The organism is Mesorhizobium oxytropidicola (assembly GCF_056174625.1).
The window spans coordinates 696,402-720,946 of sequence record NZ_JBWBWK010000002.1 but is presented as its reverse complement, the minus strand read 5'-3'; the positions used below and the strand labels follow the sequence as shown (position 1 = coordinate 720,946).

The window sequence follows — 24,545 nt, the reverse complement described above, 5'->3', positions numbered from 1 at the left end:
GAAGTAGTCGATCTGCCCGGGAGTCGAACGCGCGCATTTCCGTTGAGAGGACGCGGCGGCTTCGCCTCGCATAGCGACCCCTGCAGCACAGAGTTGAGCGACCCATGGACAGCCCGCGCCCCAATCCGCAGCCGAGCCAGTGAGAAAAACCACCGCCGGTTGGTCAGCTGCTCCCATTTCACCGTCGCCTTGGGACCGGCCGTTGCGGCTGAGCTGCCGGCGTTAGCCGGCGGCCCAGGTCGGGGGCCAGCAACTCGAACTTTTCACGCAACTCCTGCGTCAGCGCTCTTGCGTCGGCGTCACTGTCAACCACGCGGGGGTTGAGCAATATCAAGAGCTCAGTCCGTTCCTTGCCGTATTCCGTGCTGCGGAACAGTCCCCCTAAAAGCGGAATGTCCTTCAGCACAGGAACCCCGGAATTGGCTTGGTTAGTGCTATCTTGCATCAATCCGCCGATAGCGATCGTGTCGCCGTTTCGCATCGATACGGTACTCTGGAGGCGGCGCACCGAAATCACCGGGGATTGAACATTGGTAAGCGTGTTCCTGTTGCCGGTGCTGACCTCCTGAAACGTGTCGAGTGTTATACTACCACCGGCACCAATTCTGGGCGTAACAGCCAAGATCACCCCTGTGTCGCGCATCTCGACATCGCTCACGATGGGTGAGTTTTCGCTTATGTTAGATTGCGATGATCGGACGAGGATCGGGACCTGATCGCCCACCTGGATCGTGGCGGTTTGATTGTCGACCGCCAGAATGCGAGGAGCCGATACAACCTTAACCTCCCCAAGCGCGCTTAACCCATGTAACACGATGTTGACGTCCGTGCTGGGAAACACATACGACAAACCATTTGGAACTGCTCCCAAGCTCCTGGTGGAGAGAAGATAGTCCACCCCGTAGCGCAGACTATCGTTCAGCCGCACCTCGGCGATGATGGCTTGGATGAGAACCTGTCGAGGCTTGACGTCGAGCTGACGGATCGCGGCCTCCACGATGTTGTAGTCGTGCGGTGCTGCCAGCACTACCAGCGCGTTCTGTCCTTGGTCCGCCTGGATACGCACCGGCGCCGAGAGGCCAAGGCGGTTCGGTGACATCCCCCTTTCGTCCACCGGATGTGTACTTGGGACATTCGAATCGGGCATTTCGGCCGGCAACCCTGGCACATTTACCGGCAGGCTTGCTTGATTGGATGCGCCACTTCCCACGGATAGGTTCCCGAACCTTCCCGCAGGCTGTGCACGCGAGACGGCACTGATCGCGTCAGCGCCGAACGTTTGCGCCAGCACCTGGGCCATTTCCGAAGCCCGCCGGTACAGCAGTGGGCGCACGTGAATGTTAGCCGTCGCCTCCGACGAACTATCCAGTTTGATGATCGCTCGGCGGACCTGCTTGAGAGCTGCAGAATCTTCTGCCACAACAAGGATACCATTCAGTCGCTCTAACGCCGCAAATTGGACAAGGACTCTGTCCTGGCCATTCTTCGTAAACAGCAAACTGAGTTCTCGCTCAATGTCGGCCGGGCTCGCTCGAGACAGCTTATACAGCGCGAATGACTTGTGAAGCATAGCGTCGGTGTCAAAAAGGCCGACCAGTTCCCGCACAGAACTCACGGATCCGGGCGGCCCACTGACAACAATCCCCCTCCCTCCGGGCGCTGGCGTAAGATGCACACCCTCCTCCAAGTTCGGTCGGATTACCCCGATGACCTCAGCCGGATCTACATACCGCACAGGAATAACTTGAACGTTGCTCTGCACGCCGCCGGCGAGGTCGACCAAGCGCCCTACCCGAACTCCTTGATCTCCTGCAGCCAGTCCATAGCCATGCGGCGCCAGTGCTTTATCGAGCAGCCGTGGCACCTCACTCGCGGGCACCTGGCGGGCTGTATGAAGGGTCATTTTCCCTCCAACTCCAGGATCGATGGTAACGGGCATGCCCATAACGTCGCGTACGACATCCTGCGCGACTTGGCGGATGTCCGCATTGGAATAGTCGAGGCTTACGCGCCTGCTATCCGATACCACCGGCAGCTTCCGTTCCACTGTGGCTGCGACTGGCTGCGCCGGCCTCTGCCCGGGCACTTCAAAGCCTCGACTCTGAGGCCCGCTAGTTTCTCGCACATGAGCGGAATCGGACGGGACGAAGGACGGCGAATTCAGCAAAATCCCACGCTCGGCAATCGTACCACCGCCGTAGCACCCCCATAGAGGTAATAGTAAGCAGGAGAGACAAAGTAATGCAGTATCCCTGCCAGTAATGGCCATCAGTACACACACCCCGCTCTCTCAGCTTAGATTCGCGAACCGGGGATTTTTATCCTGTCCGCCTCGGCAACCAATCCGCTCATTACCTGATATTGGCGATGATGTTCTCCTTGGCCTTGCCATCCTTGGCCACCAAGTTGGTCGCGAGTTCAACGCACCGATTTACTTTGTCCAATAGAGACTGCAGGCGAATGAGCGCCATCTGCGATTCGCTATTTTCGGTATCGATGCGCGCCTTCAGGTTGGAGATAGCGGCATCGAAATCCGACTGAACACCGGAGGTATCGCCTGCTTTCTGCTCGATAGCGATGCCGTTCGCGAGCATCCACTGATGGGTATTCTGGGTCTCGCCGTGCGCGTCCACAAACTCGCCATACGACCGTATTCCCTTGTCGTCAGGCCGGTTAGCGCGTAGCGCGGCCAGAGCGGAGTTCGCGGTCTTTAGCCAATCGTTCCGCTTCTGCATGTCGTCGAATTCATCTCTAACTTGATCCTCAAGAAGACTAAACCGTTCTATCTGGACTAGCAGTGCCAACGCGCTCAAGTCGCCCCCGGCCCGGGGGATATTGGACGCATCGCGAGAAAGTTGATTTGGGGGGATCACGTTTGACATTGCCACTGGCCTTTCCTGCGCAGATTACCTTGTTCCTGCTCTCACCCCATGTTGACGATCTTGCTCCTCGTGTCAGCGTCCGCGCGTCTCACTTCGGAAAGCTTTTCCAGAACATCCTGGATCATCTTTTCATACGCTAACTTGAATTCACTCTCGTCGTCGGCGCGAGAGCGCATCTTGGTACCCTCCGCTTCCAGCTTTGCCTTTTTCTCCTGCTCACCGGTTGCCCCCATTTTGAATGCGGCACCTGGGATCTTACCGACCTCGTTCATGCCCGTGGCGAGGCCGCTCCAGATCATGGTCGTCTCGTGGGCGACTTGCTGGGCTTTGTAGATCCTAGTCAGGTCAACGGGGGGCGGCTGGCTAGCCTGTAGGGATGGCTCTGGGACCAGCTTCGGTTCAGGCTGCTGCAGGTCAGCCCGGAAACTCGCTTCCTTTGAACCGCTGAGCTTCGCATCGAGGCGAGTCCGTGCTTTGCTCGCGCCCTTAGTGCTCACGCGCGCACCGGCTATCGCGAAGGCGGAGGTTAGGAGCGTGCCGACCAGCTCACGTATCCCAGAAGCGCGAAGCGCTCTGTAGATCCTATTCTGGTCAACGGCGGGCGGTTGGCTGGCCTTCGGAGATGGCTCTGCGGCCCGAAAACCCGGTCCGTTCAAACCGCTGAGCTTCGCATCGAAGCGAGTCTGTGCTTTGCTCGCGCCCATAATACTGACGCCCGCACCGGCTATCGCGAAGGCCGAGGTTAGGAGCGTGCCGACCAGTTCACATATCCCAGAAGCGCGAAGCGCCTTGGCAGCAGCTTCCTGTGCGGCAATATCGCAGTCACGCGCGGCCTGCCGGTCCAGTCTTGCAGATTCCCGCAACTTCAGACTGAGGCTGTGCAGCAACGCACCAACTGCATATATATCGACCGAGGCGAGCCGTGCTCCCAGACCGGTTTCGGCACCCTTGTTTTGGACGACGATGTCTGCCAGCGTTGGCGAACCGGCCGATGCCAACTTGAAAAGATCGGCCGGTGTTGTTATCAGTTCGCCGTACCTCACACCCATGCCATTAGACGTCGCGGACATAGGCAAAAAGGGCCAATGTTCATCCAAATCCCCGCCCGGCAGACGAGGGCCGCGACTGTCGTTTGCTTGTACGACAGTGTGTAGCATGCATACTCTCCTAGCGTTCTGGTAGGTCTGGACAGCTATTATCGCTCGTCAGCCGATATGCCGTATGACGGTTGACGCGGATCGACACTGCGCCTCGATGGCATCGGCAACTCTTTGCGTCATGGTCTTGATGCCGACAACCAATTCCTGGATGCGCGCCATTTCGTCCTCTTGAAGTTGGGCCAGCCTGCCGAGGAATTTCCTGATATCCAGCGTCTCCACCCGGGCGTTCGTCGCCTGATACTTGAAGATTCCGCTCACGAGCCCTGCGCAGAACTCGGCTGCCGAAGCAGTACCTTCGCCCGCCAGAGCCGCTGTCGCAAGCCGCTGACTTACATTAGCAATCTTCGCCAGCTTATCGCCCTGGCTTGTGATCTTCGTGGCAATGCTCGTCACCGCATTCCACCCACCAGACACGGCACCGGCACCCACCATGCATGCCGCCGAAGAAGCAAGGATGATGAGAGCCGTAATGATAGAGGCCCAAATCACGGCGTAATCCTCCGCCATCCCCTGGTCTTCGATGAGGCTCTTCGCAATGGCCTGCGTCATCCTTTCGATGACCCCCGTCTCGGTCAGGGTCCCCACTGCCACTGCCACTGCTGCGGCCGAAAAGGCGAAAATCCCGCCGGTGACCACCGCCGCTACCACCGACAGCGCGACCGCAATCCATCCAAATATCCTCGCGGCGCTCGAACTCTTCTTCGCTTCCCTCAACTTCTCCGCCGCGTCGATAATGTTTCGGGCGATTTTCTCGTTCTGCTGCTTCTGCAGTTCACCCCGGTGCCGTATATCCTCCATACCCGCGGCAGCCTGGCCGTCGGCCATCTTCATCTTGAGGGCTAGAAACTTCGCAGCCAGTTCCATCGCATCAAAAGCCCGTGGTGGGGGTAGCGTTGGGACCGCATCCGACGCCGGAGCGCCGCCAGAGACCGGTGGTAGCGCAAATTCAGCGCCCGACTTGCTAAAACCAGCCGAAAAATTGCTGAGGGGAGCGTCGACCTGAGTTAGCACCCCGGCTTTAAGTAGCATTCCACCGATCGCTTCCGTCATGCTTACGTTATGCATCGCTGCCTCTTTCACATGCTGATTCGGGCCTAAGCTGGCGCAGCATCAGCGACGCGTGCTGAGCGAAAGCTCTATGCTCAGGGTTCCCGCCGCTAAGCGCCAAAACGCTCTCAAGCGCGCTCACGGCTGCCGCCGGCTGATCGAGCTTGATGAGACATTTCGCAGCGCGAAGCGGGATCTGCGGATCCTCGTCGTTCAGCAGCGCAGCCAGTCCGTAGGCACGCACGGCATTTGCTGAATCGCCCAACATTTGACTGGCAGCACCGAATCCGAACCAAAATCTCGGGTCGATGTACCGGTGTATGCACAGGAAACGAAAGAAGCTCAGCGCCTCGCCGTATCTACCGGCGGAATAGAAACGATGGCCGAGCGCGTAGACCGCATCGAGTTCGTCATCCGTGATCCCAATGACAGCCGCCAAATCCGTACGCCCTCCGATGATCTCTTCCGTAAGCCGTGCCAGCCGTCCAGCCTCAGAAGTGTCCACTTCGCCACCGCCCGTTACTGGCTCCTCTACCTTCTGCGTCACCGCCTTAGACCCTCTGCCGCATGGGCTTGACGCGCGGCCCACGTACCGGCAGCTGATTGGACATGGGAGTCATGACGTCCCTCAGCACCGCCTGCCGCTCACATGTGTAAGCTTGCCGAAAACCCTCGTCTTGAGCCTCAACGAACGCGGAAATGACATCGTCGGTGATGGCATAGTCGCCGAAGAGCTCAGCTTGCCGACCGAACTGCTCCTGACCTTCTCTCAAGAAGCTCTCCACCTGCGTGATCGTTTGCCGCGCACTCTCCAGCGTCCTATCGACATCTTTGCCATCCGTACGTTGATCCGCGGGATCGCAGGCATTGCGCCAATGAACATCGAGGTCGCGGGCGAAGTTTTGATCCCTGGAGAGCAGCGACTGCTTAACGCTGCGATGCCGACGGGAGATTCCATCCCAATAAATAACCGCATTACAGAATGACGTCATTTGTTCTCTTACAACCGTCCGATCGCCATCGACATTATCAATGTCAGCCCACAGGAGCAGAGCACCGCCTCCATCAGCACAGAGCGCCACCTGGGCGGAAACACAGTAAAGCAGGTTCTCTCCGAGCAATTCACGGATCTCCCCTTCATTGTCCGGCAGTGTCTTTGCAATCCTGCTGATTAGTCGCGCCGATCGTAGGCCTGTCGCCTCAAGAACGATCCCAACATCGTCGACGGCAAGCTCAACACGCGCCACACCCACGGACGAGGCGGAAAAACGATCTGAACTCTTCAACAAGTGCCCCAAGGCCACTGACATGACATGCTCTGTCGATGTTGGCGTCACGCCCTCATTCCCTTCTTGCTCAAGGTGAGAACTTTACCGTCAGTGACTTGATGGCGTTTGCGCCCCAGTTCCCACCGATGGATCACCATAGATGCAGCAGTAGTATTCAATAGCTCAAGGTTCACAGAACGACCAATATTATAACAATATGCATACATAAGATCGCGCGATGGCAGCGGAGAAATGTGATGGATGAGGAGCACGCTGTCCCGTTCAGTGCCATAGGAAGAAACTATGGTTGCATATGTAATTTGTATTTGTGCGTGGAGTTGTACGGAACAACATAAGCGGTAAGAATATGATTCTTATGCGTGCTTACCAGTTGGCAAACCCTTTATCGAAGTGGCCGCCACCGTATTGATTGGCCGTCCCGGATGTAAGTTAAGGAGCCGTGTTCGGGAGCGATGAAGAGGTTCAGGCAGGTCAGAACGGTCCGTAGCCCGATGGAATAGTCACCGGAAATGCGCGCAAACGGCGGAGAAAGGGAGTTCGATATACGATGTCTCCTTGGTGTACATCTGTATCATCCGAGAGTAGCACTGAGATCGGGGGCGGCTTACGGCGAAAACTTGCCGAAGCGGCATTCTTGGCTTGCATCTCGAACGACGTAGTGCGGGCAAGACGGATTGCGAAAGGACTTAGCGCTCTTGCGCCGGGCAGTAGGGAGTCCGTTATCGCTCACGCCGTTGCGGATCTGACGGTAGGGGATATTGAGGCAGCGCTGGAGCAGCTTCGTCCGCTTTCGGATAGTAATGATGCATACGGGTTAGCGTTCAAGGCGCTGGCTCTCCATCTTGCCGGACGGCTCAGCGAGCGCGATGCTGTACTCAGACGGGTTCCGGGTGGAGATCCTGATGTCGATGGACTCGTCGCCGCTTTTGGCAAGCACTCGGTGGGACATGCTGTAGAGAGGGACATCTGGTGAGCAGCATCAGCCCACTCGCGGTGACGTCTGTTTTGCCAACGGACGCTGCATTTGTATCGGAGTTACCGACTGAATCCCTTGACGCCTTTCGTGCCGAATTCCATCGATCCGAGTTGTCGCCACACCACGACCAGTCAGCGACCGATGCAATCGATGAGTCGACCGAGGTGGCGCGCGGATCTGGCGTCGCCCGGACACCGGGAGACGCCATCCTCAGCAGCATGGAGAAGCTAAGCGCCAGCTTTACCCACGCCGTGGAAGCCGCTCATAGCACAGCGGGCATGGAAGAAATCCACTCAGGCGACTGGCTGAACGCACAGCTCGCGCTCTCAGCTTTGTCCCTGGAGTGCGACATGTTGGCAAAGGTGGTCGGAAAGGCCACGCAGAGCCTGGACAATTTCCTGAGAAACCAATGATCTACGCTGACGGATGGCATGACTTTGTCTTGAAGCGGCTGGCGACACTTCTCTTGTTGTTGACGCTGGGGAGCTGCGAATCGAAGCTCGAGCTGTATCGCGATCTTCCGGCGCACGAAGCGAACGAAATGCTCGCACTACTCATGAGTCAAGGCATCTATGCCGAAAAAACGACAGACAACAGCGGCACTGCCTCGTTGTCAGTAGATATTAGGGATGTTCCCCCTGCCATGGAAGTGTTGAACGGCGCCGGACTGCCTCACGACCCCTACGCCGATATGGGCAGTCTTTTCAAGAATGAAGGCATGATCTCATCCCCGACAGAAGAGCGTGTGCGTTACATTTATGGCATCACACAGGAGCTGTCGCGGACCCTGTCCATCTTCGATGGCGTGCTCAATGCCCGGGTCCATGTGGTGTCACCCGAAGAGGCGAGTGACGATCGACGACCGTCCTTCCCCTCGAGCGCTGCTGTGCTTGTCCGTTACACACCCGGCACTACGGTCGATCAGATGGTACCAAAAATCAAGGAGCTCGTCGCAAACAGCTTGGCAGGCCTATCCTATGAAAGGGTCTCCGTCGTCCTCGTAGAGGCAAGCCAGGATAATGCATTGCGTTCCGTCGATAGAACGCCCGTTGTCACGTCACAACATAGTAGCGCACCACCCCATCTGGTGATCGGGCTTGTATGCGGCATAGCGGTATTGCTAATCGGCAATGGCGTCCTCGCGTTCCTGCTATGGCGTCGCCCCCGTCAGACATCTGGATAGCGGCTCAGTGAGATTAATCGTATCGAACAATTCAGCAGTGATCACCGGAAGATCAGACGCGATGTCGGATGAATGGCTTGAAGCACCGTGGGCGAGGGCCGTGATGTACTGCATTGCCGATCCTGCCGCTGATCTCGATTTCACAATGGTGCATGGTTGGCCCGAATGGATGCTGCTGGATAGTGCTCACACGGACCCGTTCACTCGTGTTAAGCTTGGGTGCTGGCTCCTTCGTGGCCAAAGGGATGAACCGTCCGCAATCATTTTCGCTGGCGCCGCGCGACGAAGCCGGCTCGCGTTCCTCCCGGCTCCAGACGCCGTGCGCCTTATGCGCCTGGCCGGCGCCTGGGTGGGTGCATCCGGCCTTACAAGACTTCTTCGGACGAGCGAAATCGTGGCCGCTCGCGCTAACCTCGGTGAAGAAGCCGTCGCATTCGCTTCGCAAGCCGCACTTCTGCCGCGGCCGACTGCCGAACTGATGTCGGCGCTCGGTGTTTCTGACATTCCGTCAGCGCCCAGCGCTTTGCTTCAATGCGGCGCGGCGATGTTCGGTCTTGCGATTGGTGACATTCCGCAAATGCTGCGGACTCGGTTGGGCTTGCGCCGGCCCGCGCCAATCTGGGCGGCGGCGGTGGACAAATGTCGTGACGACAATGCTGGCGAGGACGCATTTTATGCGATGCGGCGCCTGATCCGTAAAAGGATGCCCCAATGGTCGCATTGGTTCAGCTGACACCTGCATCGGCCGGTATCCTCGGCCCTGGGCGAATCTTGCCGGCCGGGAGCGCACAGACACTGATAGATGCCGAGCAAGTGCTTACACAGGCACGGCGCGAAGCTAATGCGCTCATCGATGCGGCGCGCGGATCTGCCCGAGCGATCGAGGTAAGGGCCAAAGAGGCTGGCCTGGCTGCAGCACAAGCGGCAATCGAAGCCCGTTTGACCGCGATCGCCACGGATTCTCTGCGCATTATGGCGCAGAATGAGGCACAGATCATCGACATGGGCCTGCAGATCGCGCGCCGCATCATCGACACTATCGAGCCGGTGGAGGCGGCAGTGCAGATCGCTATGCGCGGTCTGAAATTCGCGGGCCACAACTCCCTCGTCCGAGTACGTGTGGCACCGTCGCTCCTAGAGGCGGTCCGCAACCGGTTAGACGAGATCCTCCCGACCGCGACATCGCGCGCCGTCGTCGACCTGATCGCCGACGCGCGCGTAAAGGATGCGGGATGCATTCTCGAGACCGATGCCGGACTGGTCGACGCCACGATCGAGAGCCAGCTTGCGGCGATAGAAAGCGGCCTGCGTAGCGCCCTACTAGACTCTGCAAAGCCAAACCATAGTGATGTCGGAACACCAAGGTGATGTCCGAGCCAGCCGAGCCGACGGACGCTATTTCCCCCGAGCACGAGAACATCGATCGTTTCTTCCAGCTCGCAAAACGAGCAGTTGCGCAGGCTTCGACAATGCACGTCCGCGGCCGTGTCCTCCAGATCGTTGGAACGGTTATCCGTGCCATGGCGCCGGGCGCCCGCATCGGCGACCTTTGCACTCTTCGCAATCCGGGGAACGACTTCGAACTGTCGGCGGAAGTGGTTGGCGTGCAGTGCGACGTCGCTATACTGACACCTCTAGGGGAAATGCAGGGCCTCTCCACGCTCACTGAAGTGATCCCTACGGGAAAGCCGCTCATGGTACCAACCGGCTGGAACTTGCTCGGCCGCGTACTCGACGGTTTCGGCCGACCTCTGGACACATCCACCAATGGGCCTTTGCTTCCGGAAGACCGGGTACCCGTCTACAGGGAGGCACCGGATCCCTTAACCCGGCGTATCATCGACAACGTTCTTCCTGTCGGCATCCGGGCGATTGATGGTCTTCTAACGTGCGGCGAGGGACAGCGTATCGGCATCTTTGCCGCTGCGGGCGGGGGCAGAGTACCCTCATGTCGATGCTGGTGCGTGGCGCAGCGGTCGACGTGATCGTGATAGCTCTAATCGGCGAGCGTGGCCGGGAGGTGCAGGAGTTGATCGAACACAGCGTCGACGCAGAAGCGCGTTCGAGAGTCGTTCTTGTCGTCGCCAGTTCCGACCGATCCGCAACGGAGCGAGCCAAGGCGGCCTACGTCGCGACGACGATCGCCGAATGGTACCGCGACCAAGGAAAGCGTGTGCTGCTTCTCATGGATTCGGTGACCCGTTTCGCGCGTGCACTGAGGGAAATTGGTCTTGCGGCCGGCGAGCCGCCGACGCGGCGTGGTTTCCCGCCATCGGTTTTTGCTTCACTGCCGCGGCTTATGGAACGCACTGGGAACAACCACCTTGGATCCATAACGGCCTTCTACACCGTGCTTGTGGAGGGCGATGATATGGCCGAACCGGTGGCCGATGAAACCCGATCTGTCCTCGATGGTCATATCGTGCTCTCACGCGCCTTGGCGATGTCGAACCACTATCCCGCTATCGACATTCTGGCCAGTGTGAGCCGCGTCATGAGCGCTATCGTGTCGTCAGACCATGAATTGTTGGCGGGCAGCCTGCGGCAGCTGATGGCCAAATACCAGGAGGTGGAACTGTTGGTACGCGTTGGCGAGTACAGGAAAGGAGCCGATCCGCTCGTCGATGCAGCGATCGCCAAGATAGACCAGGTGCGAAGGTTCTTGCGACAGTCGACAAATGAGCAGATCGGCTTCGACGCAATGCTCGATGAGCTTGCCGCGTGTCTGGCATGACTCCCAACCCCGTGGACCGCCTTCTCGAATTGAAGAAAATGCGGCGCCGCCGCGCCGAAGATGCACTGCGCCTGAGGCACACGACTCTCGACAATGCTGTCGCGGCTGTCGGAACCGCCTTGACGGACCTTCGTAGATGGCGCGAAGACCTTCCCGCTCGCGAAGCCGCGCTATACGACCCTTTGATCGGGGAAGCCGCCGCGCTCATTGATCTTGACGAGGTGAATGCGAAGATGATCTCGCTGCGTCAACACGAACAGCTACTCCAACAGCACCTCGAACAGGCAAGGGCACAAACCGACTTAGCTCGGCAGGCACGTGAGGAGGCGTACGGCACGGCGCGTGAGGCAGGGCGCGGGGTTAGCAAATTCGAGAGTCTCGTTCGAGCCCTGCGCTCCGACGCCACCCTCGAGGAAGAGCGCTCAGCGGATTTGGAATCGGAGGATTTCGCCCAGAGGCAGACTCGTTTAGGCAGGGAGCAAGACGATAATGTGTCGGTGAACCTGCATCCGATGTGGAGCGGCCATTCGTTGTCAGAATTCACGGACCGCGATTGCGCGGATCCCGGAAAGCGATTTTGGTCGGTTCTCGGCTGCGCCATCCTAACGGACGTCGAGAGGGGCCATGTCGAGGCTGACACAAGCGAGACGACTTCTGGCGGCCGTTGAGCCAACGGGACGAAAGGGACACCCGAAAAAATACCGGCGCCAATATGCATAGCCCCCGGCTGTCGCAGCCCATGGGACGGATGCCTGTGACGGCTTCGGCTCATTCCACAGACCGTTTAAAGAGGGCCCCGTAGGACCACCTTTCTTCGGGGGTATCGTACCACCCAGAGCGATGTGTTCGCCGCCACCTTCAAAGGAGCCGCGGAGCACGATCGCAACAGCTTCCGCACTTTCGATCGGAGTCACCAAACCAATCGCGAGGCCGGCCTCGCGTAAACCGGCCGGTGGACGCAAGATTGCCCCGCCGACGTTACCTCATGTGACCGTGTGTGAATGTCACGCGTGCGAAGCCAGCGGCGTTTGGCGGAGCATCGGCTCATTCCACATCGCCCCCGATCGCCTCGCCCGACCCGGTCCCCGAATGATGATGCGGAGCCTCATCTGGCAGATCGAGCAGGTTGGCGAGCTCCGACGTCTTGGCATTATATCGAACTTGCTGTCCGCCGACAAAATGGACGTTCGCATCGACATTGGCTTGCTTTGCGTCATGGCGGGCGACGTTGAGCACCGCCTCGACCGTCCTCGGCGCGGCTTCGTTGCTGGCCAAGGGCATTTTCCGTTGGTCGATCTGCCTCATGTTGGAAACGGAGCGGCAGCGTCGTGGTGCCGCCCTGCGTGGGTGGCTGCGTACCGACCACGGCGGACTTGCGAGTTGGAATGCGCTCGGCCCCGATGCGATCAGCGCAGAAACTCTTGGACAGCAGCGCCAGCGGCCACCAATGGATGGCCACTTCGCGCGCCACCAGCCAAGCGCCTTCGCGGTCTTAGCACGAATGGTCGACGCTGAACGCTCCAGAGCAGATGCCGTCGATGCCGCTGCCCGTGATCTTGCGTTCGTCGCTCGAAGTCAGGCGCTAAATGATGCCGGCGAGGTTGTCTTGTCCATGCTCGTTCCTGCCCAGGACGACGAGCGCCCCAATCGCTCCGCCTACCTCGATGAGCAGCGAGTAGAGGACAATGCCAAGGATGCGCCTGAATATCTCCATCGCTCAGAACGCCTGTCCCATGCCGGCATAGATGCCGAAATGCGGGTCATCGGGACCCCGGTTGAACGGCACCGCCGCATCGATGCGCAGCGGCCCGAATGGCGTGAAATAGCGCAGGCCGACACCGGCGCCGACCTTGACGTCGGAAAAGTTGGGAACCGACATATTCGATACCGTACCGGCATCGACGAAGGGCACGATGCCGATCTTGTCGGTGACGGCGATCCGCATCTCGAGCGAGGTTTCGAAGAAGGATAGGCCGCCGATAGGCTGGCCGGTGAAGTCCTTCGGGCCTATGCCCTTATAGCCGTAGCCGCGCACCGAACCACCACCGCCGGAATAGAAGCGCCGGTTGGCCGGCACATTCTGAAACCCGGTGCGGACGATAGAACCAACCGCGACCCTTTCGGCCAGCACGAACTTCGAGGCTGAATCCAGCGACTGATAGGCCGATCCCTCCCCCGTCAGTAGGAGGAAGGCCCCGCCGCTCATGATGTCGCGGCTGGGATCGGCAGAGGTCAGTACCCGGAATCCGCTGGTTGGGTTCAGCCGGTTGTCTCTGTCGTCGTAGACATATTGGAGCGGAATGCTGGCGATCAGATATTTGTGCTCGCCGAAAGGATCGGTGATCTCCGAATAGTCGAGCGCGACTTCCGCGGAAACCGTCTGTTGCTTGTCGAGTTCATAAGACAGACCGGTGTTGCCCTTGACCGAGAAATGCTCATAGGCGTCAGGGTGCTCGAGCACGGTCTTGACGCCGGCGAAAAACTTTGACGCCGGCCCGATCATCTTCTCGGACATGATGCCGGCATTGTAGTTGAGCTCGCTCGGCTTGCTGCCGATACCGCTGATTGCGCCCTCGATGCGCAGTTTTTCGGCACGGCCGAACAGATTGCGGTGGCCCCAATAGCCTTTCAGGTCCAGGCTATCGGTGTTAGAGAAGGTTCCGCCTAGACCGAAATAGCGCGGCTTGCGATCGCTCACTTCGACGCCGATCGGGATGTTGCCGTCGGCATCGAGACTCTCGGCCTCCTTCAGCGTCACGCTGTTGAAGACTTCCAGCGCGAGCAGCCGGTCACGCGCCTCGTCGACCTCTTCCGGCGAATATTGGCGGCCGCGCTTCAGGCCGGTCATGTATTCGGCGAAATTGCGGTCGACCTTTTCGGTGCCTTCGACCGTGGTGTTGCCGTAGCCGGCAGCCGGCCCGGCGGCCACGGTCAGCGTCACGTCGAGCGTCGAGGTGGTGTGGTTGGCGACGATCTGCCGGTCGGTGACCTCAGCGAGCGGCATGCCCCGCTCCTTAAGCGTCCGCACTATCAGCGCCTCAGCTTCGAGGACTGCGCCCGAACTAGCGTCGCCGCCCGATATCAAACCATAATCGGCACTCATCAGCCCCGCCGCATCGCCCTCCAGCCTGATGTCGCCAAGCGTGAATTTCGGCCCGGCCGCAATGTTGATCACCACCGGAATCGGCTGCGGACCCGAAAATTCGGCGTCGGGCGGCAAATCGTCGAGCGGCTTGCCTTCGATGGTGATGGTGACGACGCCCTCGTAGCGGGCGTCCGCGTAAAGTGCGGCGACAAGCTGGTCGCGGTCGCCACGGGCCTTGGCCAGCAGGCCGAGCGAACCAGAGACTGGACGTTCTTCGTCGTCTTTCAGCGCCGAGGCGTTTTCGAGCTTCTCGGCGATGTCCTCGTCGGCGTCGGGCGCCTCGATGGTCACCGTGTAGCGCAGTGGATCGACGGTGTCGGCGTCCTCGTCGCTGGATGGCGCCCACAGCTTGAGGCCGAACAGCTCGAACGCGGCTGCGGACCTTGATTGCGCGGCCAGCGCGGTCGAGCAGACCACGGCCAAAAGCAGGGCGTGCAATAGCGCGCCGCCTGGGGCGCTACCCACTGACATCTGCCTTCCATACACGGGCATTTAGCACAACCTAGGCAATAGTCCTGCCAAGGCGGGAGCCCGATGCTGCGGCTGGGCAAGTCCGTCGGCAAGAGCCGCGATGCGCCCTCGTAGCTCGCGCGGAAGTGCCGCCACGCCTGTCCCGAAGGCTTTGAGAGCCCTGCCACGATTCTCGGGGTCGCCGATGCCTTCGGCCAGGACGACGAGACGCTGCTGCAGCTCGAGGGCAAGCCCTCCGATACCCGCTCCGAAGCCCCATAGGGCTGAGACGCGACCCTCGGGGTCGTCAATGCCTTCGGCCAGGACGACGAGACGTTGCTGAAGGTCGGGGCAAGCCCTCTCAGACCCGCACCAAGGCCCATCAGGGCCGAGCCGCGATGCCTGGCGTTTTCAAGTCCCTCCGCGAGGACGACGAGACGTTCCTGGAGCTCGGGCGCAAGCCCCGCCACACCCGCTCCGAGGCCCTGCAAGGCCGAGGCGCGATGCTCGGCCCCCTCAAGTCCCTCGGCGAGGACGACAACACGCTGTTGGAGGACGGGGTCCAGCCCGGCCACACCCGCTCCGAGGCTCTCCAGGGCCGAGGCGCAAAGCTCGGCGTCGTCGTCAAGTCCTTCGGCGAGGACGACGAGGCGCTGCTGGAGCTCGGGGGCAAGCCCTGCCATGCCTACTCCGAAGCCCCATAAGGCTGTGACGCGATTGTCGGGGTCCTCAAGCGTCTCGGTGAGGAGGATGAGACGCTGCAGGAGCTCTCCTGCTGCGCCCAGGTGAGGTAATTGAAGTTGGCCGCGAGTGATTGGATCACGCCCCCATACAGAAGCGGGGCAAGGCGATCCTCGACGCCAGGGCGGTCTTGCGTCAACCTGTTCCAGATAGCCTGAGCCCGGATAGCCCTTTCACTCCCTTCTTGAGGCATCCAGATTGCCGTAGTGGCGTGGTACATCTGTTGATTCGTCTGCGACATGCTCAGAAGATCGGTCGGGCTGAGCCGCTCAGCAATCTGACAGAGTAGCTCCTGCTGCAAATCAAGGACACTGGTGTGCCGCATGCGGCGAGAGGAGGAAACGCTTGACGCTTGAGGCTCAGAGCGTGTGTGCGCTACAACAGAACGGGATGATTGTCCGGGTCCTTCAACCCCAACAGCCGGTAGGGCGGGAGAATCATCCGTGATATCACCTTCGATGGCGCTAAATATCGCCATGGGCGCCTTGCCACGCTCGTCAATGCCCGTCATAATTCACCTCCTATCGACCAACAAACTGAGATCATCTGGTCGCCAGCTTGAGCTGGTTGATCTTGCCCTCGACGGATAAATTGATTTGTCGGCAACGAGGCGAGCTGCCCTGTCGGAGGAAGCCGGTTCAAAAGCCGCCAGTTCCAGCCGGCCCCGAACAATTCAACATTCTGTCGGTTGTGCACTGTGGTGGCGAATTTCAAACCGCCAGAAACAACCTGCATTATGCACAGCCTGATATGTGTAGGATCGTCTTCATCATCAGATGCTTCCAAGCAAAAAACGCGCCACTTGAGCGATCGATTTGATCTCAGCATTCCCGGCATACCTCGATGCGGATTTCGGCACTGGCCACGGCTGCGATCCTCTTCTTTCGGTGGGCGCTGGTTGCCTTCCCAACAAATTGGCGGATTGTCGACATTCGGCATGTCTGCTTCGAGCGAAGAAATAGATGCCAGATGTGAAGCGGCGCGGCATTGCCCAGGAGCGGAACCTTTCCCCGCGAAGAGGCTCGGACCGTCCGTTTTCCTAGTCGGTTGATGATTTCCCCCGAGAAGACCTGTCCATCGCTCCCATCCGCCCGATCCGGCATGCGCGGCAAGCGTGCAACGAGGTCAGATAGAGCCCCTTGCCGCTTAGGCCCTCCGGGCTGCAGCGGATATCGGGCTTGGACGTCGCGACGAACAGCGGCGCAAAGTGGCCTGGATTTTGCGCTGTGCTTTATCGCAGCACGACAAAGTTAGTTGCAGAAGTTCCAGTCCACCAAGTGGCGTCGTGAGTGAATGCTTCGCCTACGCCGTTCCGCCTGGCTTCCTGCGATTGGTGCTGTCCGTAAACTTCGAACAGAGGCGTGATTATGAAATCAGCATTCAGGCAGAACTCGACCAAGAACCTTATCCTGAGTTCCTCTAGAGCCCCCCTATTGAGCCAGCGCCCCTCTGTAGCCAGGAACGTGGCTGTCCCTCAGAGTCATGTTGAAGCGACGTCCGACTGTGTCGGCCCCAAGCATCGAGCAAGGGACAATCACAGATCAGTCTGCAGGCATTGATGTGCGTCGCTTTCTTGAGCCGAACGCCTTGCACCTGACCACCCCCTCGAACCAGATGATGAGGCCAAGCGCGTTGATGGCGCGGCGACAGGCATGCGAGGTGAATCAGGCTCGTTCACCAGGCTTGGACTGCCGGAGGCCGGACTCTGCTCGTGATCGGACGCGCTCTGCGCGGGTATTGGCGCAAGTGGAGGGAGTACGAGTTCGGTGTCCTCATAGAAGACGAAGAGCTGCGGCCGCTCGTTGTCGCTGCGGCCTTGGAATGCGCGTCTTTCCGACGGTGGACCGGTAGCGGCCCAGCGGCGAGGCGAGCCGGCCGAGCAAAACTCTTCATGCGCGCTTGAGGGCGGCGATCAAATTCTCCTTGCGAAGTACGGAGCCCGCCGCATCGCAAAGCAGAGGCTCGCTCGCGATTCAGAGCCCATCAAAATGGGTCCTCTCGGCCTATTTGGAAACCTACTGCCACAAGCGGCAACAGGCGTAATCTAGCTCTATTCAACCTTGACAAGGCTATCCCATGCAACTACGCCACCTCAGATATTTCGTGAGCATCGTCGATGCAGGGAGCTTCTGCCGGGCAGCGGCCACCATTCATGTGGCCCAGCCGGCCCTCAGCCAACAGATCGCTGGCCTTGAAGCCACGCTCGGCGCCACCCTGTTGCACCGGAGCGCACGCGGCGTTTGCCCGACCCAAGTGGGCAAGATCTTCTATCGGGAGGCCGTCTCCATCTTGCAGCGGGTAGAGCAACTGCGCGGCATCGTTCGCTCCACCGGGGGAGAGCCAGAAGGTTCAGTGGGGCTCGGTATTTCTTCGTCGCTCGCGGTCTCCCTCGCTGGCCCCTTAGCTGGCGCCTGCAGGACAGCACTCCCCAAAGTGACCCTGCGCTTGGTGACCGGTGACTTTCTCCGCATTAGCTCGCTCATCGAATCGCACGAGCTTGACGTTTGCCTGGTCTTCGAGGACACACCCACCCATGGTGTTTCCCGCAAGCCGCTGTTCCGCCAACGCCTCTATCTGGTCCGGCCTGCCAATGCGGAAAATGTGGCGACCTCAGTGTCCCTCGAAGAGCTGGCGGGACTTCCTCTTGTGCTGCCAGCACAGCCGCATACGATCCGCGTCGCACTGGACCGGGCGTTTGGAGCGGCCGAAGTGATACCGAACTGCGTCGCGGAGGTCGACACGTTCTGCAGCGTGCTCTCCTTGGTCAAAGCCGGCGTAGCAAGCGCGATCGTTCCCAAGGGGGATTTCTCAGACGTTCCAGGCTACGAAGCTCTGAGGCCTGTCGTCATCGATCCACCGATTCATCTGACAGTATGCCTCATCTCATCCGCCCACATGCCGCTCACCTCCGCCGCCGAGGCGGCAAGTGCCTTGCTCGGCGCGCAGCTAGAAAAGCACCTTAGCGAAGCGTGCCCCCCCGAATGGGAGCGCGTCCCAACTCAGTAGTTGCGAGGGTGCTGTCACATTGATTGAGGGGTAAGGAAATTGAGGTAGCAGCGCGCCCATGACCGTGAGTGCACCGACCTACAAGAACCACCGCTATCCGATCGAAATCGTGGCCCGTGCTGTCTGGCTCTACTTCCGCTTCAATCTGAGCCTGCGCGATGTCGAGGAAATGCTGCTCGATCGCGGGATCGTCGTTTCCTACGAGACCATCCGCCGATGGTGCCGAAAGCACGGCCCTGATTATGCGCGCCGCATACGCCGTAAGTCGCCGACGAAAGACGATGTCTGGCATCTGGATGAAGTCGCGGTGCGCATCAACGGTCAGAAATGCTGGTTGTGGAGAGCGGTTGATCAGGACGGATATGTGCTCGACGAGATTGTCCAGACGCGTCGCAACACCAAGGGCGCCAGGCGCCTGCTGACGCGACTTCTGAAGAAGCAGGGTCTGCCGCCAAAGCGTATGATCACCGACAAACTGCGCTCCTACGGGGCGGCCAAACGCCAGCTCATGCCGAAGGAACACCGCTCGCATAAAGGCTTGAACAACCGGGCGGAGAATTCTCATCTGCCGTTCCGAAAACGGGAACGAACGCGACAGGGTTTCCGGTCGGTCGGCTCATTGCAGCATTTCGTGTCGATCTTCTCCGCCGTCCGAAATCTCTTCGTCCCATCCCAGACCAACCGCTCCGCAGCACAAATTCGAACCCATCGACGCCAGGCAATGGCCGCGTGGGAAGCCGTGAGTGCACGGCCTGCCTGAAAAGCGCGGTGTCGGCCTCACGCGGCCACATTTCAAACAACGTGACAACGCCCTGCTGGCTGCCACTCCGTCAAGGAAGCGGTCACGACCGCGAAAATGGCGCGTGAGGTCTTCGGTACGAGCTGGATCAAGCTCGAAGTGATTGGCAACCACGACACGCTACAACCGGACGTGTTCGGCCTGGTCGAAGCCGCCCGCATCCTGTGCGAGGACGGTTTTACGGTATTCCCGCACACCACCGACGACCTTGTTGTCGCCGAGCGGCTGCTTGGGGCGGGCTGCAAGGTCTTGATGCCGTGGTGCGCACCGATCGGTTCGGCGCTTGGGCCGGTCAACATCATGGCGCTGCGCTCGATGCGCGGCCATTTCCCAGGCGTCCCGCTGATTGTGGACGCTGGGCTCGGACGGCCGTCGCACGCGGCTACCGTTATGGAACTCGGCTTTGACGCCGTGCTCCTGAACACGGCGGTCGCGAGGGCGGCCGATCCGGCCGGCATGGCGCGTGCGTTCGGCAAGGCGGTCGAAGCCGGCCGTGAAGCTTTTCGTTCGGGAATGCTCGAACCGCGGGACGTCGCCGTGCCATCGACGCCGACAATTGGCAGGGCAGTTTTTTCATGAAGCTCGATCCGTTCTACCTGATCGTCGACAGCGCTGCCTGGATCGAACATCTGGTGCCGCTCGGCGTCAAGCTGGTGCAGCTGCGCATCAAGGATAGCGACGAGGCCACTCTGCGGACGGAAATCCGCCGCGCGAACGACGTCTGCGCGGTCCATGGCTGCCAACTGATCGTCAACGACTATTGGCGGCTCGCCATTGAAAAAGGCTGCGACTTGGTCCATCTCGGCCACGAGGATTTGGCCGCGGCCGACCTGCTGGCGATCAAGTACGCCGGATTGAAGCTCGGACTTTCGACCCACGATCACGCCGAACTGGAAACAGCCCTCGCAGCCGAACCGGACTATATCGCGCTCGGCCCCATTTACCCGACCATCCTGAAGAAGATGAAATGGCGCCCGCAAGGGGTCGAACGGATCGGCGAATGGAAGCGCCGGGTCGCGCCGATCCCATTGGTTGCCATTGGTGGCCTCAACCCTGACCGTCTCGACGGTGTCTTCGCAGCTGGTGCCGACAGCGCGGCGGTGGTCACCGACATCACATTGAATGCGGATCCCGAACTGCGCACGCGGGAATGGATCGAAAAGACGGATCCATGGCGCTGAAGCGAGAACCCCATGTGCTTGTCGTTGGTGGGTCGGACTCCAGCGGTGGGGCTGGAATTGCGCGCGACATCGAGACGATCGCTTCCATTGGCGTGCGCACCTGCCTTGCCGTCTCTGCGCTGACGGTGCAGACGCACAAAGCCGTCATGGAAATCAGTCATTCGTCACCGAGTCTGGTGGCCGATCAGATGCGGGCGGCGCTGCAGGCCAACAAGGTGGCGGCCATCAAGATCGGCAACGGCCGAGATCATCGTGGCCGTTGCCACAGTGCTGCGTGAAAATCCGCACGTGCCGGCAATACTGGACCCGGTGCTGGCGTCGACATCAGGCCGGACGCTTCTGGAAGCCGGCGCCATCGCCGTCATGAAGCGCGATCTGATGCCACTTTGCTGTATTGTCACACCCAATCTCATCGAGTTGGCGCTCCTTGTTGGCTCGGAACTGGCGGTGGATGAGGACGGCGCAGTGTTGCAAGGCCAGGAATTGCTGAACGCTGCAGCGCAGGCCCTGCTGATCAAGGGCGGCCACGCATCGGGACATCGATCAACCGATGTTCTGTTGCGCTTCGATCAAGAACCAATCCGCTTCGACACACCGCGCCTGATCTCATCGATGCGCGGGACGGGTTGCATGCTTGCCAGCGCGATTGCGGCGCATCTGGCCAATGCGAGATCGCTTCAAGATAGCGTGCGCGAAGGCAAGCTGTTCGTGTTCGAGAAGCTCCGGAAACATGCAGCCGAAAACAGCGAGTGACCGTTTTGCGGCGGTTTGCCGACCACCACATGGGAGCGTCTGACGAGCGATCTCCCTTCTCCAAAGAAAGCGAGTTCGAGGGGCCTCTGAAGGAGCGGAAGAACTCGCGTTTCCTTTTTTCACGGTCCGCTGAGAAGTCTTCAGCCTAAACATGATTATTGTGGTTCGCCTGTCGTATTTCCGAACGCCATTGCACGGTAGAGTGACCGAACCTTAGCTCGCGTGGCACGGAAGACCGGGAGGCCGTCGTACAAGCTGAGGCATAGGACGGCGCAGACCGTCACGCTCTTCAAAGAAGGATATTCTCCGTCATCATTGATCCGGCTGTCGGGAGGCCCGGGCAGCCGAAAGAGGGCGATGGTTATGATTTGGTCAGGGACGGGATGGCATGGTTTGCGTCATGCACCTCCAAAATGGCAGGCCGGTCCCGGCATCGAGACGCCGTCGCGAGATTTTCGCGGCCGTGCTGGCTTCGCCGTCTGTCGTCCGCAGGGCGAAGTGCGCAGCAGATGAGCACCTGCCTGTGCTAAAAGGCATGGTGGCCTCCGCTAGCGGTGGCGGCAACAAAAGCGCAATCGGATGCGAATTTTAGGACGACCACCGTCCTGTCCTCAGCACGATTTTGCGGAACGCCGCCACTTTCAGCGCACGCGCCCTCAGACTGCTCGTCGGTAAATCCAGAGCTGTGCGGGCGGGATGTTGCGGACGACGAAATCATAGTGAGACACGACATAGCGGCCGGGCATTTTGATCACCGGCGACAAAGGTCCGTAAGTGATCTGAATCACAGGTCTTCCAGCAGGAATGCGGGCGAGCAAATCCTCAAGCAGGCCAACACGCCGTTCCATCGGAAAGCTCAGCAACGGCACCGCACTTATCACACAGTCAAACTGCTCCCCGCGCCGCTCTGCAAGCACGTCCCCCAGCGCGAACGCATCGCCCAATCGAAAATCCACGCCCGGAAAGCCTCGCGTCAGGCGCTGATAGAAATCCTTGGAATATTCGACCGAAATCAGCTGATGCGGCTTGATGCCCCTTTCCAGGATAGCCTTGGTGATGACGCCAGTTCCGGCACCAAGTTCCAGAACCGGCAATCCGGATGCTGGGTTAATTACGCTTGCCATACGGCGCGCGGCATGCACGGACGTTGGCATGAGCGCGCCCACTCGTTTCTTGTCCTTCTGCCAGCCCTTGAAGAATTGCACTTCCTCTTCAAACTTCCTGCCGAGCCGCTCCTTCAATCGAAAGACCATATCCACTCCCTGCTACCACTATTTGTCTGGGTCGTGACGACGCACGTTTGTCCAAGCCTGGCCGCATTTTCAATCATGCGGCATTGGCTGCCGCGAGCAGCTCGCCTTTGCGCTGCCCGGGCAGAACTCCGACATTGTCGATAAGCCGCGTCCCGCCGAGCCAGGCGGCGACGATCAGGCGGGCCGGTCGATCCGCGGCGGAAAGCGGCGACAGGTCATGGTCTGCTCGTAGATCGAGATACTCGACCTCGTCGTAACCGGCAGCGAGGATCGCTTGCCTAGCCTCGGCAAGCACAAGCTCGGCTGGCAATCCCGCCGACAATCGCCCGGCCGAAGCTGACAGGACTTCGGCGAGCCTTGGCGCTGCCAAGCGCTGTGCGGCCGAGAGCCTGACATTGCGCGACGACATCGCCAGGCCGTCGGCTTCACGTACCGTCGGACAGGCGACGATCTCGATCGGAATGTCGAGATCGCGGACGAGTCGGCGAACGACGTGCAGTTGCTGGAAATCCTTCTCGCCGAAAAAGGCGAGATCCGCACGCGTCTGTAAAAAGAGCTTGGCGACGACGGTTGCCACGCCGTCGAAATGGCCCGGACGGAACGCGCCGCACAGGCCATCGCTCACCCCACTGACCGAGATCGTAGTGGCGAAACCTTCCGGATACACGTCCGCTGCATTTGGCGCGTAGAGCAGATGAGCCCCCAGCGGCGCAAGCTTGGCGGCATCGTCATGCTCAGTGCGCGGGTAGGCCGCGAGATCGGCAGCGCTGTTAAACTGTTTCGGGTTGACGAAGAGCGTCACGATAACCCGGTCGGCCTTGCTGAGCGCGGCACGCACCAGGCTCAGATGGCCTTCATGCAAGGCACCCATGGTCGGCACGACAGCGACCTTCAGGCCATTCTGACGCCATCCGCCCGCCGCTATGCGCAACTCGGCGACGGTTCGTGCGATCGGAATGCTCATGTGCCTTCTCCACCATTGACCGTCCTTGGCGCATCGCCGAACAGATGCCCGGCCGCAGGAAAGTGGCGGTCGCGCACTTCCTGCGCGTAGGCGGCGATTGCCGCCTCGGCGATCTCACCGAGTTCGGCATAGCGCTTGACGAATTTGGGCCGGAAGTCGCCGGAGATGCCCAACATATCGTCGACGACGAGAATCTGTCCGTCACAGGCCGCCGAGGCGCCGATACCGATCGTCGGGATCGCCACCTCTGCGGTGATCCGGCGAGCGAGCGCCTCGGGGATCTTCTCCAGCACGACCGCGAAGGCTCCGGCCTCGGCCACCGCGAGGGCATCGCGCCCGACGCGCTCCGCATCACCGCCCCTGCCCTGGACGCGGTAGCCGCCGAAGGTATTGACCGCCTGCGGCGTCAAGCCGACATGACCCATGACAGGGATGCCGCGTGCAACCAGGAAGCGGATCGTCTCCGCCATTGCCTCGCCACCTTCGAGCTTGACCGCCGCGCAGCCGGTTTCCGCCATGATGCGTGCAGCATTGCGAAAGGCCTGCTCGGGGCTTTCCTCGTAGGAGCCGAACGGCATGTCGACGATCATCAGCGCCTGCTCGAGGCCGCGTCGCACGGCCTGGCCGTGCATGATCATCATCTCAAGAGTCACGCCCAGCGTCGACGGCAAGCCGTGGAGCACCATGCCGACGCTGTCGCCGACGAGAACAATGTCACAATACTGATCAACAAGCTTTGCGATCGGCGTGGTATAGGCCGTCAGGCAGACGAGCGGAGTGCCACCCTTCCGGGAACGGATTTCCGGCGGTGTGATCGCCTTGGTGTTAGCAACCGCACTCAAGAGGGCTCCTTCCCCAACGTTACCAACCATAGGGCCTGCGTTTGGCACATTTTTGTGCAGGTGCGAAGAGCTAATAATGGCGGTGGCGCGTGACGTTGACGAGCCGACACTCATGTCAGAATCAATTAAATCGGTTAAGC

Annotated in this window: 24 protein-coding genes and 2 pseudogenes; 13 read left to right on the top strand and 13 right to left on the bottom strand. The window is 60.0% G+C overall.

Going from position 1 to position 24,545, the window contains the following annotated elements:
* Positions 1–178 precede the first annotated feature (178 nt).
* The 6 genes from AC0V8S_RS39065 to AC0V8S_RS39040 form a co-directional block, all read right to left on the bottom strand.
* Positions 179–2,269, bottom strand: a complete 2,091-nt coding sequence (locus tag AC0V8S_RS39065; RefSeq protein ID WP_475438955.1) for a secretin N-terminal domain-containing protein — start codon at positions 2,267–2,269, stop codon at positions 179–181.
* A gap of 82 nt (positions 2,270–2,351) precedes the next feature.
* Complete coding sequence (locus tag AC0V8S_RS39060; protein ID WP_183455427.1) at positions 2,352–2,882, bottom strand: hypothetical protein; 531 nt, start codon at positions 2,880–2,882, stop codon at positions 2,352–2,354.
* A 41-nt stretch (positions 2,883–2,923) separates the two neighbouring features.
* Positions 2,924–4,039 carry a hypothetical protein gene (locus AC0V8S_RS39055; RefSeq protein ID WP_258598874.1) on the bottom strand — a complete coding sequence of 372 codons (1,116 nt, stop codon included), beginning with the start codon at positions 4,037–4,039 and terminating at the stop codon, positions 2,924–2,926.
* A gap of 48 nt (positions 4,040–4,087) precedes the next feature.
* A complete protein-coding gene (gene sctE, locus AC0V8S_RS39050; RefSeq protein ID WP_475438954.1) occupies positions 4,088–5,092 on the bottom strand; it encodes a type III secretion system translocon subunit SseC family protein in 1,005 nt (334 codons plus the stop codon).
* Between the two features lie 7 nt (positions 5,093–5,099).
* On the bottom strand, positions 5,100–5,636 hold the full coding sequence (locus tag AC0V8S_RS39045; protein ID WP_183455424.1) for a SycD/LcrH family type III secretion system chaperone: 537 nt from the start codon (positions 5,634–5,636) through the stop codon (positions 5,100–5,102).
* A gap of 4 nt (positions 5,637–5,640) precedes the next feature.
* On the bottom strand, positions 5,641–6,426 hold the full coding sequence (locus AC0V8S_RS39040; RefSeq protein WP_475438953.1) for a hypothetical protein: 786 nt from the start codon (positions 6,424–6,426) through the stop codon (positions 5,641–5,643).
* Between the two features lie 921 nt (positions 6,427–7,347).
* On the opposite strand from AC0V8S_RS39040, the gene sctI reads away from it, so the two are divergent.
* From sctI to AC0V8S_RS39010, 6 genes and pseudogenes are all read left to right on the top strand, one after another.
* Complete coding sequence (gene sctI, locus AC0V8S_RS39035; protein WP_183455422.1) at positions 7,348–7,767, top strand: type III secretion system inner rod subunit SctI; 420 nt, start codon at positions 7,348–7,350, stop codon at positions 7,765–7,767.
* On the top strand, positions 7,764–8,537 hold the full coding sequence (gene sctJ / locus AC0V8S_RS39030) for a type III secretion system inner membrane ring lipoprotein SctJ (RefSeq protein ID WP_258598870.1): 774 nt from the start codon (positions 7,764–7,766) through the stop codon (positions 8,535–8,537). The genes sctI and sctJ overlap by 4 nt, the downstream gene beginning before the upstream one ends.
* Positions 8,538–8,598: 61 nt before the next feature.
* Positions 8,599–9,270: a hypothetical protein gene (locus AC0V8S_RS39025; RefSeq protein ID WP_475438952.1), complete on the top strand. Its 672-nt coding sequence runs from the start codon at positions 8,599–8,601 to the stop codon at positions 9,268–9,270.
* Positions 9,249–9,905, top strand: coding sequence for a FliH/SctL family protein (locus AC0V8S_RS39020; RefSeq protein WP_183465861.1), 657 nt, complete (start codon positions 9,249–9,251; stop codon positions 9,903–9,905). The genes AC0V8S_RS39025 and AC0V8S_RS39020 overlap by 22 nt, the downstream gene beginning before the upstream one ends.
* 101 nt (positions 9,906–10,006) lie before the next feature.
* Positions 10,007–11,271 (top strand): annotated as a pseudogene (gene sctN, locus AC0V8S_RS39015) (type III secretion system ATPase SctN).
* On the top strand, positions 11,268–11,939 hold the full coding sequence (locus AC0V8S_RS39010) for a type III secretion protein (protein WP_258599084.1): 672 nt from the start codon (positions 11,268–11,270) through the stop codon (positions 11,937–11,939). The pseudogene sctN and the gene AC0V8S_RS39010 overlap by 4 nt, the downstream one beginning before the upstream one ends.
* Positions 11,940–12,315: 376 nt before the next feature.
* On the opposite strand, the gene AC0V8S_RS39005 is transcribed toward AC0V8S_RS39010, so the two are convergent.
* The 3 genes from AC0V8S_RS39005 to AC0V8S_RS38995 form a co-directional block, all read right to left on the bottom strand.
* Positions 12,316–12,546 carry a hypothetical protein gene (locus AC0V8S_RS39005; protein WP_475438951.1) on the bottom strand — a complete coding sequence of 77 codons (231 nt, stop codon included), beginning with the start codon at positions 12,544–12,546 and terminating at the stop codon, positions 12,316–12,318.
* Between the two features lie 307 nt (positions 12,547–12,853).
* Positions 12,854–12,985 (bottom strand): hypothetical protein, encoded by a 132-nt coding sequence (locus AC0V8S_RS39000; protein WP_475438950.1) that lies wholly within the window; start codon positions 12,983–12,985, stop codon positions 12,854–12,856.
* A 3-nt stretch (positions 12,986–12,988) separates the two neighbouring features.
* On the bottom strand, positions 12,989–14,887 hold the full coding sequence (locus tag AC0V8S_RS38995) for an autotransporter assembly complex protein TamA (protein WP_475438949.1): 1,899 nt from the start codon (positions 14,885–14,887) through the stop codon (positions 12,989–12,991).
* A gap of 377 nt (positions 14,888–15,264) precedes the next feature.
* Between AC0V8S_RS38995 and AC0V8S_RS38990 the strand changes: the two genes are divergently transcribed.
* On the top strand, positions 15,265–15,570 hold the full coding sequence (locus AC0V8S_RS38990) for a hypothetical protein (protein ID WP_475438948.1): 306 nt from the start codon (positions 15,265–15,267) through the stop codon (positions 15,568–15,570).
* A gap of 544 nt (positions 15,571–16,114) precedes the next feature.
* Here the strand turns inward: AC0V8S_RS38990 and AC0V8S_RS38985 are convergent.
* Complete coding sequence (locus tag AC0V8S_RS38985) at positions 16,115–16,546, bottom strand: hypothetical protein (protein ID WP_475438947.1); 432 nt, start codon at positions 16,544–16,546, stop codon at positions 16,115–16,117.
* A 1,137-nt stretch (positions 16,547–17,683) separates the two neighbouring features.
* Between AC0V8S_RS38985 and AC0V8S_RS38980 the strand changes: the two genes are divergently transcribed.
* The 6 genes and pseudogenes from AC0V8S_RS38980 to AC0V8S_RS38955 all read left to right on the top strand — a co-directional run bounded on the left by AC0V8S_RS38980 (position 17,684) and on the right by AC0V8S_RS38955 (position 21,346).
* Complete coding sequence (locus AC0V8S_RS38980) at positions 17,684–18,613, top strand: LysR substrate-binding domain-containing protein (protein WP_475438946.1); 930 nt, start codon at positions 17,684–17,686, stop codon at positions 18,611–18,613.
* A 58-nt stretch (positions 18,614–18,671) separates the two neighbouring features.
* Positions 18,672–19,373: an IS6 family transposase gene (locus AC0V8S_RS38975; protein ID WP_475438945.1), complete on the top strand. Its 702-nt coding sequence runs from the start codon at positions 18,672–18,674 to the stop codon at positions 19,371–19,373.
* A gap of 54 nt (positions 19,374–19,427) precedes the next feature.
* A pseudogene (locus AC0V8S_RS38970) lies at positions 19,428–19,991 on the top strand (beta/alpha barrel domain-containing protein); the annotation flags it as partial.
* On the top strand, positions 19,988–20,593 hold the full coding sequence (locus AC0V8S_RS38965) for a thiamine phosphate synthase (RefSeq protein WP_475438944.1): 606 nt from the start codon (positions 19,988–19,990) through the stop codon (positions 20,591–20,593). The pseudogene AC0V8S_RS38970 and the gene AC0V8S_RS38965, both read left to right, overlap by 4 nt.
* On the top strand, positions 20,584–20,871 hold the full coding sequence (locus AC0V8S_RS38960) for a bifunctional hydroxymethylpyrimidine kinase/phosphomethylpyrimidine kinase (RefSeq protein WP_475438943.1): 288 nt from the start codon (positions 20,584–20,586) through the stop codon (positions 20,869–20,871). Before AC0V8S_RS38965 ends, AC0V8S_RS38960 begins: the two co-directional genes overlap by 10 nt.
* Complete coding sequence (locus tag AC0V8S_RS38955) at positions 20,861–21,346, top strand: bifunctional hydroxymethylpyrimidine kinase/phosphomethylpyrimidine kinase (protein ID WP_475438942.1); 486 nt, start codon at positions 20,861–20,863, stop codon at positions 21,344–21,346. The genes AC0V8S_RS38960 and AC0V8S_RS38955 overlap by 11 nt, the downstream gene beginning before the upstream one ends.
* A 656-nt stretch (positions 21,347–22,002) precedes the next feature.
* Here AC0V8S_RS38955 and pmtA read toward each other — a convergent pair.
* From pmtA to panB, 3 genes are all read right to left on the bottom strand, one after another.
* Positions 22,003–22,599 carry a phospholipid N-methyltransferase PmtA gene (pmtA, locus tag AC0V8S_RS38950; RefSeq protein ID WP_475438941.1) on the bottom strand — a complete coding sequence of 199 codons (597 nt, stop codon included), beginning with the start codon at positions 22,597–22,599 and terminating at the stop codon, positions 22,003–22,005.
* 73 nt (positions 22,600–22,672) lie between these two features.
* Positions 22,673–23,563, bottom strand: coding sequence for a pantoate--beta-alanine ligase (panC, locus tag AC0V8S_RS38945; RefSeq protein WP_475438940.1), 891 nt, complete (start codon positions 23,561–23,563; stop codon positions 22,673–22,675).
* Positions 23,560–24,405, bottom strand: coding sequence for a 3-methyl-2-oxobutanoate hydroxymethyltransferase (panB, locus tag AC0V8S_RS38940; protein ID WP_475439186.1), 846 nt, complete (start codon positions 24,403–24,405; stop codon positions 23,560–23,562). Before panB ends, panC begins: the two co-directional genes overlap by 4 nt.
* Between the last annotated feature and the right edge of the window lie 140 nt (positions 24,406–24,545).